The following is a 19,435-nucleotide window of genomic DNA, read 5'->3' as shown; positions in this document are numbered from 1 at the left end:
AAGATTCAAAGTGGCGTTACATTAACGCTTATCGTTGCGGTCACGAGTATTGCGTGAACCACGACTAGCAGGGCTAGCACTACTCTTAGGTTTTGCGCTGGTAGTGCGATTATCAGTACGACGCGCTTTAAGCGGTTTATTTTTGATACGTTCTTGCTTTTCTTTAGCAGCACCATGCAGACCAGTACCATAACGTGGGCGTAAGCTCACCAAATCGGTCAAAGTATTGATGTCTTTTTTATCTAGCTCTAAAAAGCGACCAGTACGCAGCTCTTTTGGTAGTGCAATCGTACCATAGCGAGTACGTAGTAGACGGCTAACCTTAAGACCTTGCGATTCAAACAAACGTCTTACTTCACGATTACGGCCTTCTGTTAGCCTGACGTGATACCACTTGTTAACGCCTTCACCGCCCCCTTCTTTGATATCTTCAAACTGTGCCATACCATCTTCTAGCATAACGCCAGCAGTAAGGTTGCGGGCAATGTCAGGGGTGACTTCACCCAGTACACGTACTGCATATTCGCGAGTAACTTCATTCGATGGATGCATCAAGCGATGTGCCATCTCGCCATCATTGGTAAATAATAATAGCCCAGTTGAATTGATATCTAGGCGTCCAACCATTACCCAGCGGTCATGAGTTAGCTTTGGTAAGCGTTCAAAGACCGTTGGACGACCTTCTGGATCTTTGGCAGAGCAAACTTCACCTTCAGGCTTATAATAAGCCAATACACGGCGACGTTTCTCATTTTCGGCAGTATATTTAATTTGACGACCATCAACGCGAATCTCATCACCTTGTTCAACGCGATCACCAATAGTTGCAGGTCCATTATTAACAGATACTCGACCTGCTTTAATAACTTCTTCCATTTGTCTGCGTGAACCAAGACCCATACGGGCGAGGGCTTTTTGTAGTTTTTCATCTTTCATAATCGTGTCCTTGAGTCGGTTAGGTTACATTTCGCAATGTATCAACATCATTGAGTGAGTTTCACCGTGTATTCTACGCTATTTTAAAATGTTTAGCGCGTAAATTGCTTTATTAACAATTTTTTAATTTCATAAAGACTATTTATAAATGCATTATTTATTGGCAATCATTCATACCTATAATGTTGCGTTCATACTTTGCTAATCAAGTTTGGCAAAAAATTTACCACCGTTTAGGCCGTTAAAAGTAATATAAATACCGTTCGTACTATTAAATGATATTTCTATTTCTCTTATGTTATGTCGGTTGTTACTATCTAAGTTGTAAGAGAAGAAAGTTGTAGAGTGGTAATACTCAACAATACTGCACGGCAATTGATTATTCTTCCATTACAAAAGTTTATAGAATATTGCGTTGTATTTAATTTGAGTGTATATTCAGCGATAATTAATCCGCTTTCTCGAATATATGTATTTTTTTAATCCGTTCTTGCGAATATATGTAACAAATATACTCGTTTTGAAGGATATAAGGTTGAGTAGACATCATGGTCAATAAGCATTCCACCCCTATGCATAACTCCTCAAAGTTGCTAAACGCATTCTATTTATCAGCTGCTGTGTTTCTAACTGGTTGTACAACCATTAATGCAGGGCTGCAATCTGGAGATTTGCCTCCTAACGGTACTTTTGTAGCAGAAAACGGTATTCGGTTTAATGTTCAGCCATTAAATCTGGCTACTCTACCGCCTAAACAAGTTGCTGTTCGTAATAATGATGTGTCTCGTCTGATTCAATCTTCTAGACCAGTAGATTATCGTATCGCTGATGGAGATATCTTAAGCATTGTATTGGTGGGTTATCCAGATATCGCCCCTTCCTCATCAGCTGGAAGCTCTAATCCTTACGCTGCAGGTTATCCTGTTGATCAACAAGGCTTTATTCAATTTCCTATGATAGGTCGTATTAAGGCGAGTGGTTTAAGTGTGCCTCAGTTTACGAACAACCTACGCGGAAGATTGCAAAAATATCTTAAATACTCGGATCCACAAGTCAAAGTGGTTAATTACCGTGGCAATAAGTTCTTTATCGATGGTGAAGTTAGACAGCCTGGTGAGTTTAATATTGAGGATGCGCCAGTATCGCTATATGGAGCTATTTCTATGGCAGGCGGAGCAACCACAATTGGTGATTCAAACAATATTATATTGAATCGTAAAGGTCAAAGCTATTCATTAGGTTTGCAGTCATTGCGCGAAATGGGTTCTTCAGCCAATCAGATATATTTGCAAGACGGTGATTCTGTACACGTCAACAGTCAGAGTCGTAACAGAGTCTTTGTTTTAGGTGAATTTGGAAGAATTGAGCCTATACCTATTTTGGAGCAAGGACTTAGCCTATCTAGCGTATTAGGAGAGTCAAGAGGCCTGAATGCTAGTACCGCTGATGCTGCCAAGATATACATCGTGCGTGATAATAAAGAAGCTCAATTTACCAATATCTATTATGTCGATATGCAGACCATTACTAGTTTTGCATTGGCCAATCGTTTTGAGATGCAGCCCAATGATATCGTCTATGTCGACCCAACTGGTCTAACTCGTTGGAACCGTGTTATCAGCGCATTGCTACCATCTACCTCTGCGGCCAGATTAATTTCAGGTATATAGAAAGAAGTATAGGTTATGGCGTTTGATAACATCTTAGTTGTTTGCGTAGGCAATATATGCCGTAGTCCGATGGCAGCTGCAATATTAGCTAAGCGTTATCCGCAAAAACATATTGACTCTGCTGGCCTATCAGCACTGATAGACCATCCTGCTGATACAAAAGCAATTGAAGTAATGGCAGTTGACGATATAGATATCAGCACACATGTCGCTAAGCAAATTAGTGAAGAGTTAGTAGGAAAAGCAGATTTAATTTTGACCATGTCAACAAGCCAGACCAAATGGATTGAAGAAAAATGGCCACATTGCCGAGGTAAAACGTTTCGGATTGGCCATTGGATTGATAAAGATATTACAGACCCTTATCGGTCTCCTAAATCGGTGTTTGAGGCTGCTAAAAGCAATATTGTTAAAAGTCTTGAACAATGGAATGAAAAAATCACTTAAGTAGCGGATATAAATATGAATACAGACTCAAAAAATCTATCAACATCCGTCAGTGATCGGGACAATGACGACATCACTCTGTCAAGCCTACTTGGCTCATTGTTACGTGGCTGGAAAACTTTGCTTTTTTTCACTCTATTAGGCTTGATAGCAGGCATATTGTATAGCCGCTACGTAATGCCTACTTATGAGTCAGATGCAGTGGTGCAAATTGATGCCAGTCCTCAAGGTGTCTCAGCGCTTGGTGAAAATATCTCTAATTTGGTTGGGTCAGAAGCTAGTATGGCTCAAGCGGAAGCAGAGCTAATAAAGTCGCGCATGATACTGGGGCCAGTCGCAGATTCATTACACTTACAAATTCGCTTGAGCAACCCTGAAATTGGGGTTATTGAGAGAATAACAAAAGATCGAATCAATACACCAATTCATTCCGAAGAGGGAGTGTCATTACAGACTGACAGCGGACAAGTCACAGTCAGTCAGTTCGACGTATCAAAAGATTATTTAGATCGCGGCTTCACTTTAGCAAGATCTGATACAGGTTTTGTACTCAGTAATGGTACTGATAGTTTTAAAGGTCAGTTAAACCAGCCGCATCAGTTTAAAGGGGTAGATGGTGATATCCAGATTACAGTAGAAGAGCTGCCTAACAATAATCAGCCTATCAATATCACTAAACAATCATTACAAATTACGACAGATACTATAAATGGCAATCTAACAGTAATGGAAGTGGGTGTATTGACCGGTATTATTCAGCTGTCTTTGACTGGACCTAACCAACAACAAACCACTTTAATCTTAAACGAAATTGTTCTGTCATATATAAATCAAAATAAATCTCGTAGTTCTGAAGAGACAACTAAAACTTTGGATTTCATGGAAACACAGATTCCTGTGTTGAAGCAAAAGCTTGAAGGCTCTGAGTCACTGTTTAATGATTTCCGTAAAAAATACGGCACTATTGATGTGGCCCAAGAAGCACAGCTACTGTTGGCAGAGGACTCTAGAATTGACGGTCAACTCAATGATCTAAAGCTTCAACAAGCTGAGTTGTCTACTTACTATACAAATGAGCATCCATTAGTTATTCAAATCAATGATCAGTTAAGAGTATTGAACAGCAGAAAGCAAGAGATTAGTAATACTATCGCAGGCTTACCTGAGATTCAAAGAGAGTTTTTGAAACTATCAGAAGATGTTGACATCAATAGAGAGATTTATCTCACTATGCTCACCAACTATGAGCAATTAAAAATCGTTAAAGCAGGTCAAATTGGTTATGCACGTATCGTTGACTTACCTGTCAGTACTTACAACGCTATTGAACCAAAAGAAAAGCTAATCATTCTGTTAGCAACCATTCTAGGAACAATAATAGGTACAGTATTAGTACTACTTAGAAGCTCAATGAGAAACGTCGTTCGAGACCCTGAAAACCTTGAATCTAAAATAGGCGTCCCTGTTATAGCGACGGTTCCTCGCTCAAAAGCATTGCAACGTCTGAGCAAGAACAGCCGTGCCACTAATCGACTGCTATCTTACGCTGATCACAATAGTCCAAGTTATGAGGCGATAAAGAGCTTAAGAACGTATCTAATGTTTGGTATGCCGAGCATTGCTAAGACCAATCAACGCGGTCGTGTAATAGTCGTCACTGGCGAAAGTCCAAATGTTGGCAAGTCTTTCATCGTCGCAAATTTGGCAGAAGTATTTGCCCAGCTAGATAAGAAAGTTCTAGTTATCGATGCAGATATGCGTTTAGGTAGTCTTCACAGCATATTTAACATGGAACAAGATGACGGTCTTGCAGACTTCTTTACGCAAGATCAAAGTACTGCTGTCAGTATTACTCATCCTACTAATATAGGTAACCTTGACTTTATTCCACGTGGTAATAATTCGCGTAACCCTTCTTCAATGCTAGCTGGTGAGAAGTTTGGTGGTTTGATGAATGAGCTAGCGGCTCATTATGATTACATCATTATTGATACACCACCTGTGCTAGCAGCGACAGATGCCGTAATACTTTCTAAATATGCTGACCAAGTAGTGATGGTGACTCGCCATAATGATTCATTAGAGGGTCAGTTAGCTTATGCTGTCAAGCAGATGAACAAAGCGAACATTCAGGTAGACGGCATTGTTATCAACGATATGCAGCAAGGAATTATGAGTAAGAATAGCTATCATCACACTTACACTTATGGCAACACCCAATAATAGCGGTAACACAACCAGTTGAGTCTTATGTCTATGAAGCCAGAGCCTAATAAAACGTATTCTGCAAATAACAACGCTGGTAACGGGTTATATGGTACTGCCCAGCGATTGTTAGAGATGCCACGCGTAGCAAAGCGCGGGTTCTTTCTGACCACAGATATGCTGATGTCAATGGTTTGTTTATTCCTTGCTTTGGCATTGCGATATGGTGATATCGATAACCATATTAGTCCTTTGTTACTGTTTCTTTATGCGCTGCCTCCTGTCATTGGTCTTTATTACATTGGCTTTTATAGAGGTGTTGCTCGTATATTTTCTGATAGGGTTATGCGCAACGTACTACAGCTATTTATCGTACTCATTATTGCCTACGAAGTCATGAATTTTTTCGAAATATTAACTGATATACCGCGTTCAGTTCCTATTTTGTACCTATTCTTATTCTTTGTTTGGTTGTGGAGCAGTCGTTTAAGTATACGAGAAATATTAGAGCGTAGCAGCGGTATCCAAAAGAATCATGTTAAAAATGAAGATACTCAGGAAAATGTCATCATTTATGGGGCAGGTGCAGCAGGTAGAGAGTTGTTTGATGCATTAGAACGATCTCATAAATATAGCACAGTCGCTTTTGTGGATGACAATCTGCAATTGGCAGGCGGGTACTTACTAGGTGTAAAAATACATGATGCTGCTGAAACGGTAGAACTTGTAGACAAGTTAGATGTCTCCCAAGTGTTCTTAGCAATGCCTTCGATTAGTCGCGCTCGTCGTAGACAGATTATTGAAGAGTTTGCAGAAGTATCAGTCAAAATTAAACAGCTACCAAGCTTGCATGAGATTGCTGATGGGCAAGTTACAGTCAGCACTATGCGTCCTGTTGATATTTTAGATGTATTAGATCGGCAGACGGTTGAGCCTGACGCCATGTTATTGAGCAAAAATATCGCAGGTAAAAACATTCTAGTCACTGGTGCTGGTGGATCTATCGGTAGTGAGCTGTGCCGACAGATAATCAAAAATAAACCTCAGTGCTTGATACTGTATGAGTTGTCCGAATATGCCTTATATAGCATTCATCAAGAGCTAAAAAACCAGCAAGTTCATAATCCTGATTATAGTGATATTCAAATCATTGCCATGATTGGTAATGTGACCAATGAAGATAAGCTCATTAGAGTATTCAAAAAATATAGTATCCATACGGTATATCACGCAGCTGCATATAAGCATGTACCTATTGTTGAACATAATCCCTTTGAAGGCGTTATCAATAATTCTAAAGGTACTTACCATTGCGCTTACGCAGCCCTGCAGGCCAAAGTTGAAACTTTTGTACTTATCTCTACTGATAAAGCGGTAAGACCGACCAATATTATGGGCGCTTCTAAACGTTTGGCTGAGCTGGTATGTCAAGGGTTGAGCCAAGTAAATAGTAAAACTTGCTTTAGCATGGTGCGCTTTGGGAATGTACTTGGTTCATCAGGTTCGGTCATTCCTTTATTCACCAAACAAATCGAGCAGGGTGGTCCTATTACTGTAACGCACGAAGATGTTACACGCTATTTTATGACCATTCCAGAAGCAGCAAGCTTAGTCATACAAGCAGGTGCAATGGCAACAGGTGGCGAAGTATTTGTCTTAGATATGGGAGAGCCAGTCAAAATCGTAGATCTGGCCAAACGTATGATTTATCTAACAGGTTGTAAGCTCAAGGACAAAAATAATCCTGATGGCGACATGGAGATTGTCGTTAGTGGATTAAGACCAGGTGAGAAGCTCTATGAAGAGCTTATCATCGGCGACGATAATGTAGAGCCTACGCAACATCCATTAATTAGGCAGGCAATGGAACAAAGCTTCCCACTAATGGATATCGAAAACATGCTGTCTCAGCTAACACGTAGAGCCCAGCCACATGATGTTGAATGGCTAAAAGAAGAATTTAAATACTTTGTAGAGGGCTACCATGAAGGTTCAGCACCTTCGTAGACCTTTTTCACTATAGTGCTCATTAATTTGGGTTATCGAAAACACTTTATTTAGAAAGGAATGTTATGAGAGATATCAATAATATAAAGATAGCAGTTATCGGCCTTGGTTATGTGGGTCTACCTCTAGCTGTTGAGTTTGGTAAAAAAGTCTCTGTAATGGGCTTTGATATCAATGCTACTCGTATTGCCGACTTGCAAGCAGGTACGGATCATACATTAGAAGTTAGTGATGAGGAGTTATCTCAAGCGACGCATCTGAGCTATACCTCAGATATTCAAGCGCTTAAAGATTGTAACTTCTTTATCGTTACTGTACCGACACCAATTGATGATTTCAAACAGCCAGATCTAACTCCTTTAATCAAGGCGTCACAATCTATAGGCGGTATTCTCAAAAAAGACGATATCGTTGTTTATGAGTCTACCGTTTATCCAGGCGCTACAGAAGAAGTATGTATTCCTGTGCTTGAAGAAGTGTCTGGTCTAACTTTCAACCAAGACTTTTATGCAGGATATAGTCCTGAGCGTATTAACCCAGGTGACAAAGAGCACAGAGTAGTTAATATCTTGAAAGTTACTGCAGGCTCTACACCTGAAATAGCAGACTTCATCGATGATGTTTACAATCTAATCATTATCGCTGGCACGCATAAAGCGCCAAGTATCAAGGTCGCAGAAGCAGCTAAAGTTATTGAGAATACACAAAGAGATGTGAATATTGCTCTAATTAATGAATTGGCCGTTATTTTCAACAAAATGGATATCGATACTGAAGCGGTGCTAACAGCCGCAGGTACTAAATGGAACTTTTTACCATTCCGTCCAGGCCTAGTAGGTGGACATTGTATCGGTGTCGATCCTTACTATTTAACGCATAAGGCACAAGCCATTGGTTATAACCCTGAGATTATTCTTGCTGGTCGTCGTTTAAACGATGGTATGGGAGAGTATGTCACGACTCAGCTTATTAAGAACATGATTAAAAAACGTATTCAAGTAGAAGGCGCAAAAGTGCTCATACTAGGGCTAAGTTTTAAAGAAAACTGTCCTGATGTGCGTAATACTAAAGTTATCGATATCGTTCACGAATTGCAAGAATATAACATCGAAGTCGATATCTATGATCCTTGGGTAGATGCTAAAGAAGCTCATCGTGAGTATGGCATCACACCAATCAGTAAACCTCAAGCAGAGCAATACGACGGTATTATTTTAGCAGTTGCACACTCAGAATTTACAGATATGGGTGTCAGTAATATCAGAGAATTAGGTAAAGAGAAACACGTGCTTTATGACCTAAAATATGTATTTGCAAAAGAAGAAACTGATATTCGCCTGTAAATATAAGATATATAGCTAATAAGGACATACCATGACGCAATATGAACAGACAACGCAGACACTAGCAAACAATCCAAAGCAATGGCTGATTACTGGAGTAGCAGGCTTTATCGGCTCAAACTTACTTGAGACTTTGTTGAAGCTCGATCAAACCGTCGTAGGTTTAGATAACTTTGCGACAGGTCATCAAAAGAACTTAGATGAAGTACAGTCGTTAGTATCTGCAGATCAGTGGCAACGTTTCAGATTTATCGAAGGCGATATAAGAAAAGTAGATGATTGCCATCAAGCATGCAAAGGTGCAGATTATGTCTTGCATCAAGCTGCACTAGGCTCTGTACCTCGTTCTTTAGCAGATCCTATTGCTACCAATGAAACCAATATTTCAGGGTTTCTGAATATGTTAGTGGCTGCGCGTGATGCGGAAGTATCAAGCTTTACTTATGCAGCGAGTAGTTCAACATATGGTGACCATCCTGCATTACCTAAAGTCGAAGACGCTATCGGCAAGCCACTATCTCCATACGCCGTGACTAAATATGTCAACGAGTTGTATGCAGAAGTATTTGCACGCAGCTATGGTTTTGAATCTATCGGTCTTCGTTATTTCAATGTGTTTGGCAGACGTCAAGATCCAGACGGTGCTTATGCAGCAGTTATTCCAAAATGGACAGCTGCCATGATTGAGAACGATGATGTGTATATCAATGGTGATGGCGAAACCAGCCGTGATTTTTGTTATATCGACAATACGGTACAGGCAAATATATTGGCAGCGACAACTACCAATAACGATGCCAGAAATCAAGTCTATAACGTGGCAGTAGGTGACAGGACGACACTAAATGAGCTGTTTAATTCAATTAAATCAGCACTAGCAGACAATGAGGTTGTTTATAACAAGCAGCCTGTGTATCGCGAATTTAGAGAAGGCGATGTGAGACATTCTCAAGCAGACGTAAGCAAAGCAAACAACTTATTAGGATATGCGCCTCAGTTTGACATTGGTCAAGGTATCGATAAAGCAATGCCTTGGTATGTCACGTCATTAAACAGTAAATAGTAGAGTTTTATGATTAATAAAGTTCGCACCATGCTAAGTAACAAAGACACTAGCCAACTTTTAAAAAACTTTTTTTCATTAGCTCTCTTAAAATTAGTTAACTCTATTTTGCCTTTTGTTACGCTACCTTATTTAATCAAGGTATTGGGAATAGAGCAGTATGGTGCGATTGTATTAGGGCTAGCTTTGATCGCCTACTTTCAGGCAATAACAGACTATGGTTTCAATCTATCAGCCACGCGAGAAATTGCAAAACATCGGACAAACGCAAAGCAGTTGAGCTTTATTTATAGTAAGACAATAATTACCAAGGTCTGCTTACTGCTGTTCTGTTTAGCTATTTTGATACCGATAATTTTGTTTGTACCACAGTTTAAAGAAGATTTAGTTGTTTACTTATTGATGTGTTTGACATTTATAGGCCAAACCTTATTCCCTGAGTGGTTCTTTCGAGGAGTCGAAAAAATGGGGTATATAGCAGGTCTAAATTTTGTGGTCAAAATGTCATTCACTATCGGTGTCTTTACCCTAATTAAAGCGCCAGAAGACTATTGGCTTTACCCGTTTTTGTTAGGTGTAAGCTACATTATCGTATCGATTGTTTCACACTACATTATTGTGAAAAATTTTAAAGTGCATTTATTTTTCATTAATCCAGCTAGAATTAAAAAGACGTTAAAGATAGGCTACCCATTGTTTGTTAATCAATTTGTGCCGAATCTTTTTAATAATACAACCAACTTTCTTATAGGGATAATCTTAGGTAAGTCTTCTGCAGGTTATTTTAGTGCAACAAGAAAAGTGGTGCAAATATTATCAGTTTTTGATTCTGTGGTATCGAACGTGGCTTTTCCATATTTGATTAGGTACAAAGAGAAGTTTAGTATTTTTAGTAAATACTATTTGTTGTTCATTGGTGGCGTTTCAGTTTTTGTGGCTCTGTTACATCCGTACGTTTTTGATATCATTGGAATAGATTATCAGTATGACTCAGAAGTTTTTTATATTCTCTTACTGGGGTTTCTATCTATAGTTTTCTATAGTGTGTATTCTACTAACTACCTCATTTCTAGAGGACATGATAAGGTGGTGATGAGGCTTACTATAGTGACATCTGTACTAGGTTTTATATTGTCTTTCCCACTCATTTACCAATTTGGTCTACTTGGTGGTGCTTTAAATATATTTATAGCTCAGTTTATTTTAGGTTTTGGTTCTTACTTCTATTCTAAGAAAGTTAGTAAACAGGTGAATTATGCAAATTAAAAAATTAATAAGAAACAAGACCTCCGAAACTTGGAAGTTTTTATCAGTGTATTCTGCATTTTATAAGAGTCATAAAAAAATATACAATTCTCCTGACTTTAAAAAAATAAGTCTGACTAAAGAGGAGAAAAGAGAGTATCGAGATTATTGGAAAACGATCTCACCGATCATGAGCTTTAAGACAGTAGAGATATCAAAGTCATTGTCAGGAATATTTAATAAGCACGTTATTCCTGAGGAGTTTTTTCCTCTATATGTAGAATACTCATTAAATACTGATAGGAGTACTAACTTTTTAACTAATAAAAGTATTTATAACAAATGGTTTGGTAAAGGGGTTTTTCCAAAGGATTTCTTTCACAAGTTTGATGATAGCTACTATACGTATGAATTCGGTATCATAGAAAATATTGAAGAGTTCGTTGATAAGACAATTAGTGAAGCTGATTTTCCTATCGTAATTAAACCCAATAAAGGTAGTTATGGTGGCAAAGATATATACTTCGTGAATAATAAAGAAGAGATTAAAAGTATTATTAAACAACATCCTAATTTAGTTGTTCAAGAAAAGATAGAGCAGTCTGAGTCGATTAATTTGTTCAATAAGGATAGTGTGAACACGGTTCGTGCCTGCTTATATAAAGACGATAATGGTGTCATGCATATGTTGAATGCCAGCCTACGTATGGGAAAAGATGGTAGTTTAGATAACATGACGGCTGGCGGAATTGTTTGTAGTATAAACTCAAAAGGAATGCTAAATAAGTACGCAAACGATATACGAGCAAAAAAATATTTAGAGCATCCTAATTCAGGTTTTGTCTTTGAAAATCACGAGTTTCCACTTTATCAGGATTTAGTCGAAGTGAGCAAAAGCGTCGCTAATGCTGTAATAGGAGCGCGCTTAATTAGTCTCGATATGGCTTTAGATTCTAATGAGAAATGGCGCTGTATAGAGTTAAACGTAAATGGTCAAACTATAGAATTTCCACAGAACGCAGGTGAAGCATTCTTGGGTGAGTACACTGACGAAGTTATGAATAAAATATCTAATCGAAATCATAAAATAGCCATTCGCTGACAGGTATGAGTCAACTCATGTAATTCAATTCAATATTAATCAATGTGTCAATAGAGCTATATTTTAGTATTTTGATTCCTTAACAAGCAAGTGATTAAGTTTATGATTAATAAATTTCGCACCATGCTACGTAATAAAGATACAAGTCAACTGTTTAAAAACTTTTTTTCTTTATCTCTATTAAAGCTTATTAATTCAATTTTACCTTTCGTTACTTTACCTTATTTAATTAAAGTATTGGGAATAGAACAGTATGGTGCGATCGTATTAGGAACAGCTTTAATTGCTTATTTTCAAGCAGTAACGGATTATGGTTTTAATTTATCAGCCACTAGGGAGATTGCAAAGAGTAGAAGCAGCCAGAAAAGTTTAAGTTACATATACAGTAAAACTATGGTAACCAAATTCTATTTATTGGTTCTTTCTTTAAGTATATTAATACCAGTAATTTTTATCGTACCACAGTTCAAAGAAGATTTAGTAATATATTTATTAATGTGTTTAATACTAATAGGTCATACACTATTTCCAGAATGGTTTTTCCGAGGTGTAGAAAAAATGGGCTATATAGCCATTTTAAATTTAATAGTTAAGATGTCGTTTACCATAGGTGTGTTCGCATTCATTAGAAAACCAGAAGATTACTGGCTATATCCATTTTTACTAGGTATTAGCTATATTATCGTAACCTGTATTTCGCATTATATATTAATAAGGGATTTCAAATTAAGAGTAGTGCCAATAAAATTTAAAAGAGTTAAGAAAACTTTAAAACTTGGTTTTCCTTTATTTGTCAACCAATTCCTTCCAAATCTTTATAATAATACTACCAACTTTTTAGTAGGCTTGATGCTGGGTAAGTCATTTGCAGGATATTTTGGAGCTACAAGACAAGTAGTCACGATATTGGGAGTTTTCAACTCTGTAGTGTCAGGTGTGGCTTTCCCATATCTAATTAGACACAAAGAAAAATTTAAAATGTATAGAAAGTATTACTTGATGTTGATTATTTCTATCATAGCTTTCCTTCTATTAATACATCAATTTATCTTTGATATTATCGGTATAGAGTATGCTAATGATTCGGAAGTTTATTATATTCTTATGTTAGGAATGTTATCTATCGTTATCTACAATATACATTCTACAAATTATCTAATTTCAAGAGGGTATGACAAAGTAGTAATGAAAATCACCATAATTACATCAATAATAGGGTTCGCATTATCTTTCCCTCTTATTCATAATTTTGGATTAATAGGTGGTGCTACAAATATATTTATCTCTCAGCTTATATTAGCAATTGGCGCTTACTACTTTTACAGGAAAATAGATAAACAAGTGCAAAATGCAAATTAAAAAAACTATAAGAAATACAAATTTCGAAAATTGAAAGTTTTTATCAATATAATTCGTTTTTTATAAGCACTGTAATTTAGTATGCAGATAATGTATTTTTAGGCAATCGTATAGACGAAATCATGAGATGTTCAATAATTATCAATAACTAGATATGTCAGTAAGTATTTCATTAAATTGAAGAATGCATTTATTAGAGCTATATTTAATATATTCTATTAGGCTATTTAAAAAAATGATGATGTTGACAAGATTTAAACCTTTAGCGACATGATTGGCTTTGAATTTTCTTTAAGAAAAGCAAACTAGTGAGTAAGATATGGACACTAAAAAATTGATCAGAAACAAAGCCGCGGGAACTTGGAAGTTTTCTTCAGTGTACTCAGCGTTCTTTAAACGTAATAAAATTATATACAGTTCTCCACATTTCAAAAGATCGAAGTTAACAAGCGACGAGAAGAAGGAGTATCGTGACTATTGGAAGGTGTTATCACCAATCGTTAACCTTAAGACAGTTGAGATAACCAAGTCGGTATCAGGAGTCTTTGAAAAAAGAATCGTTCCTGAAGAGTTTTTATCTTTATATATTGAGTCTAGATTGAACTATGATAAAAAAATTCATTTTTTAGAAAATAAAAGTATCTATAACAAATGGTTTGGTATGGGAACTTTCCCTAAAGATTTTTTTCATAAGATGGATAATAGCTACTATACATATGATTTCAAAATTATTGAAGATATAGAGAAATTTATTGAAGATAATATAACTGAAACTGATTTCCCTATGGTTATTAAACCCAATAAAGATTCTTATGGTGGTAAAGACATATATTTTGTTAATAACAAAAATGAAATTAAGGATGTTATTAATCAATATGTAAATCTAGTAGTGCAAGAAAAGCTAGATCAATCTGATTTAATTAATATTTTTAATGAAGACAGTATCAATACTGTACGTGTATGTATATATAAAGATGATACAGGTGAATATCACATCATTAATACCAATATACGTATGGGAGTAGACGGAAGCTTGGACAACTTATCAGATGGTGGAATCGTTTGTAATATTAAATCGGATGGAATGCTAAACGATTATGCAAATGATAGATATGCCAAAAAATTCTTTAGTCATCCTAATTCAAATTTCGTCTTTAAAGGTAAAAAATTCCCCCTGTACAATGACATGGTTGATACGAGTCTCAAAGTGGCAAAAGATATTGTAGGTGCTCGCCTAATCAGCCTTGATATGGCTTTAGACTCTACTGATAAATGGCGTTGTATAGAAGTAAACTTAAATGGACAAACTATGTTGTTTGCACAGTATGCAGGTGAGCCATTTTTAGGCGAATACACAGATGAAATCATAAACAACTTAAAAGCTTAAATATAAAAACTCCATTGTTTTGTAACAGATAATTAATGTATATATTCATATTTATTCATATATTTTACTAAAACAACCATTCGTACGAGTATTAATACCTTATATCTTGAATTAAGATAATAAAAAATTAATCGGTTATTATAATAGGTACCTATCGATATTAACGATTATATGAACAAACAATAGTTAATGAACGTTTGTGATTAACATGATATTCTTAATATTTATATAATGGAAATATGAATTACAGAAGGTTCAAGATATGAAGATATATATAGCAACTTTACCTAATGGTTTTTTTGGTAGTACAGGCCAAAGCTGGCGAAGCCTAGATGTCAATAAATTGGCTGCTCTGTTAAATTATGACACCGAAATAGTAACAATAAATGACCTAATGAGTATTAAGTTTCAAGAAACAGATACAGTGGTTTATACCTCAAGTGATGAAAAGCATATAAGATTTTATTTACAGGATATTATGTATTTTGTTAATAAAAAATGCAGAATTTTACCTAATTACGATATCCTTATGAGCCATGAGAACAAGGGTTTTCAAGAATTAATGAGAACTGAACTAGGCTTCGGTAATCTACAGGGTAATTATTTTTTTGATATTGATGATTCAGCGCTTTCAATTCCAAAAGTTTTGAAGACGGTCAATGGTGCAGGCAGTAGTGGAGTATTCTTAGTAAAAGAAGAAGGTGATTTACTAGACATAAGACAGAAACATTTCAGTAACTGTAATAGAAGAAAAGTAATAAAACTACAAAGAAGAATTAGATCAAAAGGTAACAAATTTTCAATCTATAACTATAGGCATAAGGGATTTAATAGATTTGTTGAACAGGATTTTATACCTAATTTGACCTACGATTTTAAAGTTTTGGTATTTGGTGATAGATATTACAGTCTGAAAAGAAATATAAGAAAGGGTGATTTTAGAGCTAGTGGAAGCAATCTTTTTGAACATGTTAAACCTTCAGTAGAGGTCTTAGATTATGCAAAAAGTATATTTAGTCAAATAAATAACCCTTATGCCTCATTGGATATTGCACAATCACCTAATGGTTGTCACTTAATAGAGTTTCAAGGGACCAATTTTTCACCAGGTACTTTACTGAAGGCTCCTAGCAGATATTTATGTATAGATGGAGAGTGGGTCAGAGAGGATAACGATAAAGACCTTGAAGCAAATTATGCTCATGCTTTGAATCTATTTATGAAAAGTAGTGAAATACCTTGTACATCAGTTCCATTGAGTATAATGACTCAAAACGATTGCTCTAAAGTTATGTAACTAATTAATAATTGGATGAAGATGATATTTACTATTGCTCGTGCTTTACTAAACTATCTTTAGAATAAGTGTTGAATATCATTTTAGGAATTTAATATGAAGGTATATATCGCTACATTGCCAAATGGTTTTTTCGGCAGCGCTGGTTGTAGTTGGCAAAGTTTAGATGTTGATAAGCTATCCGCTCTTTTGGATTACGATGTTGAAATAATAACAATAAACGACTTAATGAATATTGAGTTTGATCCAGATGATACTGTTATTTACACCTCTAGTGATGAAGAAAATATTAGACTTTATCTAAGAGATGTTATGCATTTTATAAACAAGAAATGTAGGATACTCCCTAACTATAATATGCTTTTAGCTCATGAGAACAAGGGTTTTCAGGAATTGTTTAGAACCGAGTTAGGTTTTGGTAATTTGCGTGGTAACTATTTTTTCGACATTGATGACTCTAAACTCACAATGCCGAAGGTTTTAAAGACTATATCTGGTGCAGGAGGTAGTGGTGAATATCTAGCAAAAAATAAAAGCGATATTTCTACTATAAAAAATAAGTATTTTGAAGTTTCGAGTAAAAGAAAAATAATAAAATTACAAAGAAGGATTAAGTTAAAAAGCAGTGAGTTTTCAATCTATAGTTATAGGCACAAAGGATTTAGTCTTTTCGTTGAGCAAGAGTTTGTACCCAATTTATCGAATGATTTTAAAGTTCTGGTATTTGGTGATAGGTATTATGGATTGAAAAGGACGGTTGGGAAAAATGAATTTAGAGCTAGTGGTAGCGGTTTATTTGAATGTGTTAAGCCACCTAAAGAAGTTTTGGATTTTGCAAGAAGTGTAGTTGATAAAATAGATAATCCTTATGTTTCTTTGGATATTGCTCAATCAGATGATGGCTGCTATTTGATAGAGTTTCAGGGTACCAATTTTAGTCCACTTGCTTTATTAAAATGTTCTAGTAGATATGTTTATTTCAACAATAAATGGGTGGAAGAAGAAAATAATAAAGATCTTGAAGAAAACTTTGCTTACGCTTTGAATACATTCTTAAGCTATAATTGATTTACTATCTACCGATAAGCTTCGGTAGATATGACTTCTATACTTAACAGTTCCTGTTTTAATAAGAACGTAGATGGAAGAATAGACACAAGTTTATTTAAAAATTATTGGGGTTTTTAAGAGATATCTCAAATTCAATAATTCTAACTACTTCTTAAAGGGGAAATTATGAAAAGGAAAGTTTATTTAGCTTCACTACCAAACGGTTATTTTGGAAGTGCAAAGAATAGCTGGGGTACATTAAGCGTCGAGCGTTTGGCAAGCTCATTTCCTACAGATGTCTACGATATCAACTTTATAAGTATCACTGATATACCTGAAATTGAGTTCAATTCAGATGATACTTTAATTTATACCTCTTTATATAATAATGAGGTAAGGTCATATTTAAAAGATATACTCTACTACGTAAAAGATCAATGTTTAATAATCCCTAGTTATGAGATATTGTTGGCTCATGAAAATAAAGGATTTCAGGAGGTAATGAGAAGTCAATTTAATAATGTGGATTTCTCTGGTCAATATGTTTTTGACTTAGATCAAATAAAGATACCTGTTCCTTTTGTATTAAAGACGGTAGATGGCTCAGGCAGTTCTGGCGTGCAATTAATTAAGACTGCAAAAGATTTGGCAACTGTCAAGAAAAACGCTAATCAATTGCCTCTTAAACGAGCCATGAAGAAAATCATACGTTCAAAACAATTATCAACTGAAAGTTATTCATTATATTCTTACTTTTATAAACCTTTCAAAAGATTTGTTGCACAACCTTTCCTTGAGAAGTTAAATTGCGATTATCGCGTGTTAGTCATAGAACAGCGTTTTTATGCCATGCGTAGAGATGTGAGAAAAGGTGATTTTAGAGCTAGCGGTAGCAAGAAATTCCATCACAATAAAGTACCTAGTGAATTACTAGACTATGCAAAAGAGATTTTCGAAGAGTTAGATAATCCTTTTATTTCGATGGACTTAGCTCTTAAAGATGGTAAGCCATATCTGATTGAGTTTCAGGGGACAAATTTTGGTTCTTCTGTTATAAGACGGTCTGTTGGCTATTACTGTAAAACCAATGAGGGTTGGGAGTTTCTAGAAAAAGAGTCATTGCATGAAGAAACTTTGTCTTATGGTCTGTTGAATTATGTGGAACGTAAAAATGCCTAAGAGAGTAGTGCACGTTATTATTGGATTGAATGTAGGTGGTGCTGAGCTAATGCTTAAGCGTCTAGTACTTCATAGTCAAAAGACTGGTCAATTTGAACATTCTGTTATATCTCTAACTGATTTAGGGGTTATTGGCCCAGATTTACAGGATCAAGGAATAGAGGTATATAGTCTGGGCATGAAGTCTATAGCATCAGTACCTAAGGTTTTTTTACGACTCAAGAAACTACTTAAAGAAGTTAAACCTGATGTAGTACAGACTTGGATGTATCATGCTGATTTTTTAGGTGGTTTAGCTGCAAAGAGTGTGGGTATTGATAATATTATTTGGGGTATCCGTACTACAGACGTATCGCAAGGTGCTTCTAAACAAACGGTTCATCTTAGTAAGTTATGTGCAAAATTGTCTTATTACATTCCCGATTCTATCGTTTGCGCGGCTCATGTATCTAAAGACTATCATGTAGGTATCGGCTACGATGAGTCCAAGATGATGGTTATCCCTAATGGTTTCGATTTGGAGGCGCTTTCTTCCACAGAAGAAGATGGACTCGATATTCGTAGGCAGTTTGACTTGTCACCCGATGATATTTTAATTGGATCGGTAGGAAGGTTTAATCCAGTGAAGAACCAAAAGCTTTTTGTGGAAGTTGCCTCTACGTTAATAAAAGATTTCCCAGATTTGAAGTTTATGCTAGTAGGTAGAGACAATGACTCAGAAAACAAAGAGCTAATGTCTTGGGTCAAACAGCACAACCTTGTAGATAATTTTAGATTATTGGGTCAGAGGAATGATGTGCCTAAATGTCTAAAAGCTATGGATATTTTTTGTCTACACTCCAGAACGGAAGGGTTTCCGAATGTAGTTGGAGAAGCCGTGTTATCAGACACTACATGTGTAGCAGTAAATGTCGGTGATGTCGGTGTTTTATTAGATAAAGAGTCAATTTCATTAAGTAATGATGCGCTTGGAATCAGTAATGCTATAAAAAACTACCTTGCCTATCCAAAAGACAAGTTACTCAAGAAAGCTAATGAGAACAAAGACAATATTATTACTAAATACTCTATGGAAGTGATCATAGATAAGTTCCACAGTTTATATTAAAAAATAAAAATTAATAGACGATACTGTAGCGAATAAT

The 19,435-nt window shown here is 35.9% G+C and carries 15 protein-coding genes; 14 read left to right on the top strand and 1 reads right to left on the bottom strand.

The window, feature by feature from the left end:
- Window positions 1-21 precede the first annotated feature (21 nt).
- The gene (gene rluB / locus ACTQ9S_RS12305) at window positions 22-936 is read right to left on the bottom strand and encodes a 23S rRNA pseudouridine(2605) synthase RluB (RefSeq protein WP_068034791.1); all 915 of its coding nucleotides are present in this window, start codon (window positions 934-936) and stop codon (window positions 22-24) included.
- A 572-nt stretch (window positions 937-1,508) separates the two neighbouring features.
- On the opposite strand from rluB, the gene ACTQ9S_RS12300 reads away from it, so the two are divergent.
- The 14 genes from ACTQ9S_RS12300 (at window position 1,509) to ACTQ9S_RS12235 (ending at window position 19,398) form a co-directional block, all read left to right on the top strand.
- On the top strand, window positions 1,509-2,606 hold the full coding sequence (locus ACTQ9S_RS12300) for a polysaccharide biosynthesis/export family protein (RefSeq protein ID WP_068038995.1): 1,098 nt from the start codon (window positions 1,509-1,511) through the stop codon (window positions 2,604-2,606).
- A gap of 15 nt (window positions 2,607-2,621) precedes the next feature.
- On the top strand, window positions 2,622-3,053 hold the full coding sequence (locus ACTQ9S_RS12295) for a low molecular weight protein-tyrosine-phosphatase (protein WP_068034792.1): 432 nt from the start codon (window positions 2,622-2,624) through the stop codon (window positions 3,051-3,053).
- A 15-nt stretch (window positions 3,054-3,068) separates the two neighbouring features.
- Window positions 3,069-5,276 carry a polysaccharide biosynthesis tyrosine autokinase gene (locus ACTQ9S_RS12290; RefSeq protein WP_068034793.1) on the top strand — a complete coding sequence of 736 codons (2,208 nt, stop codon included), beginning with the start codon at window positions 3,069-3,071 and terminating at the stop codon, window positions 5,274-5,276.
- Window positions 5,277-5,303: 27 nt separating this feature from the next.
- A complete protein-coding gene (locus ACTQ9S_RS12285; RefSeq protein WP_440455084.1) occupies window positions 5,304-7,265 on the top strand; it encodes a polysaccharide biosynthesis protein in 1,962 nt (653 codons plus the stop codon).
- A gap of 65 nt (window positions 7,266-7,330) precedes the next feature.
- Window positions 7,331-8,608, top strand: coding sequence for a Vi polysaccharide biosynthesis UDP-N-acetylglucosamine C-6 dehydrogenase TviB (tviB, locus tag ACTQ9S_RS12280; RefSeq protein ID WP_068034795.1), 1,278 nt, complete (start codon window positions 7,331-7,333; stop codon window positions 8,606-8,608).
- Window positions 8,609-8,639: 31 nt separating this feature from the next.
- Entirely contained in the window at window positions 8,640-9,671 is a 1,032-nt protein-coding gene (locus ACTQ9S_RS12275; protein ID WP_068034796.1) for an NAD-dependent epimerase/dehydratase family protein, read from the top strand.
- A gap of 9 nt (window positions 9,672-9,680) precedes the next feature.
- Window positions 9,681-10,937 carry an oligosaccharide flippase family protein gene (locus ACTQ9S_RS12270; protein ID WP_068034797.1) on the top strand — a complete coding sequence of 419 codons (1,257 nt, stop codon included), beginning with the start codon at window positions 9,681-9,683 and terminating at the stop codon, window positions 10,935-10,937.
- Window positions 10,927-12,018, top strand: a complete 1,092-nt coding sequence (locus tag ACTQ9S_RS12265; protein ID WP_068034798.1) for a sugar-transfer associated ATP-grasp domain-containing protein — start codon at window positions 10,927-10,929, stop codon at window positions 12,016-12,018. The genes ACTQ9S_RS12270 and ACTQ9S_RS12265 overlap by 11 nt, the downstream gene beginning before the upstream one ends.
- A gap of 102 nt (window positions 12,019-12,120) precedes the next feature.
- A complete protein-coding gene (locus tag ACTQ9S_RS12260; protein ID WP_068034799.1) occupies window positions 12,121-13,377 on the top strand; it encodes a flippase in 1,257 nt (418 codons plus the stop codon).
- A gap of 319 nt (window positions 13,378-13,696) precedes the next feature.
- On the top strand, window positions 13,697-14,764 hold the full coding sequence (locus ACTQ9S_RS12255; protein WP_082787155.1) for a sugar-transfer associated ATP-grasp domain-containing protein: 1,068 nt from the start codon (window positions 13,697-13,699) through the stop codon (window positions 14,762-14,764).
- 262 nt (window positions 14,765-15,026) lie between these two features.
- Window positions 15,027-16,061 carry an ATP-grasp domain-containing protein gene (locus ACTQ9S_RS12250; RefSeq protein ID WP_440455083.1) on the top strand — a complete coding sequence of 345 codons (1,035 nt, stop codon included), beginning with the start codon at window positions 15,027-15,029 and terminating at the stop codon, window positions 16,059-16,061.
- Window positions 16,062-16,157: 96 nt separating this feature from the next.
- A complete protein-coding gene (locus tag ACTQ9S_RS12245) occupies window positions 16,158-17,129 on the top strand; it encodes an ATP-grasp domain-containing protein (RefSeq protein ID WP_440455082.1) in 972 nt (323 codons plus the stop codon).
- Window positions 17,130-17,297: 168 nt separating this feature from the next.
- Window positions 17,298-18,290 carry an ATP-grasp domain-containing protein gene (locus tag ACTQ9S_RS12240; protein ID WP_440455081.1) on the top strand — a complete coding sequence of 331 codons (993 nt, stop codon included), beginning with the start codon at window positions 17,298-17,300 and terminating at the stop codon, window positions 18,288-18,290.
- Window positions 18,268-19,398: a glycosyltransferase family 4 protein gene (locus ACTQ9S_RS12235; protein WP_440455080.1), complete on the top strand. Its 1,131-nt coding sequence runs from the start codon at window positions 18,268-18,270 to the stop codon at window positions 19,396-19,398. The genes ACTQ9S_RS12240 and ACTQ9S_RS12235 overlap by 23 nt, the downstream gene beginning before the upstream one ends.
- Window positions 19,399-19,435 lie beyond the last annotated feature (37 nt).

Origin of the sequence: Psychrobacter sp. ASPA161_9, assembly GCF_051970275.1 — a bacterium.
In the GTDB taxonomy this organism is placed as follows: Bacteria; Pseudomonadota; Gammaproteobacteria; order Pseudomonadales; family Moraxellaceae; genus Psychrobacter.
The sequence above is the reverse complement of the archived record's forward strand: the minus strand, read 5'-3'. Positions and strand labels throughout refer to the sequence as shown.

Bases quoted from the DNA above. Each gene is read 5' to 3' on its own strand.
- tviB (WP_068034795.1), top strand. From the start codon at position 7,331: ATGAGAGATATCAATAATATAAAGATAGCAGTTATCGGCCTTGGTTAT.
- ACTQ9S_RS12295 (WP_068034792.1), top strand. From the start codon at position 2,622: ATGGCGTTTGATAACATCTTAGTTGTTTGCGTAGGCAATATATGCCGT.
- ACTQ9S_RS12260 (WP_068034799.1), top strand. From the start codon at position 12,121: ATGATTAATAAATTTCGCACCATGCTACGTAATAAAGATACAAGTCAA.
- ACTQ9S_RS12255 (WP_082787155.1), top strand. From the start codon at position 13,697: ATGGACACTAAAAAATTGATCAGAAACAAAGCCGCGGGAACTTGGAAG.
- rluB (WP_068034791.1), bottom strand. From the start codon at position 936: ATGAAAGATGAAAAACTACAAAAAGCCCTCGCCCGTATGGGTCTTGGT.
- ACTQ9S_RS12240 (WP_440455081.1), top strand. From the start codon at position 17,298: ATGAAAAGGAAAGTTTATTTAGCTTCACTACCAAACGGTTATTTTGGA.
- ACTQ9S_RS12270 (WP_068034797.1), top strand. From the start codon at position 9,681: ATGATTAATAAAGTTCGCACCATGCTAAGTAACAAAGACACTAGCCAA.
- ACTQ9S_RS12245 (WP_440455082.1), top strand. From the start codon at position 16,158: ATGAAGGTATATATCGCTACATTGCCAAATGGTTTTTTCGGCAGCGCT.
- ACTQ9S_RS12250 (WP_440455083.1), top strand. From the start codon at position 15,027: ATGAAGATATATATAGCAACTTTACCTAATGGTTTTTTTGGTAGTACA.
- ACTQ9S_RS12300 (WP_068038995.1), top strand. From the start codon at position 1,509: ATGCATAACTCCTCAAAGTTGCTAAACGCATTCTATTTATCAGCTGCT.
- ACTQ9S_RS12290 (WP_068034793.1), top strand. From the start codon at position 3,069: ATGAATACAGACTCAAAAAATCTATCAACATCCGTCAGTGATCGGGAC.
- ACTQ9S_RS12265 (WP_068034798.1), top strand. From the start codon at position 10,927: ATGCAAATTAAAAAATTAATAAGAAACAAGACCTCCGAAACTTGGAAG.
- ACTQ9S_RS12235 (WP_440455080.1), top strand. From the start codon at position 18,268: ATGTGGAACGTAAAAATGCCTAAGAGAGTAGTGCACGTTATTATTGGA.
- ACTQ9S_RS12275 (WP_068034796.1), top strand. From the start codon at position 8,640: ATGACGCAATATGAACAGACAACGCAGACACTAGCAAACAATCCAAAG.
- ACTQ9S_RS12285 (WP_440455084.1), top strand. From the start codon at position 5,304: ATGTCTATGAAGCCAGAGCCTAATAAAACGTATTCTGCAAATAACAAC.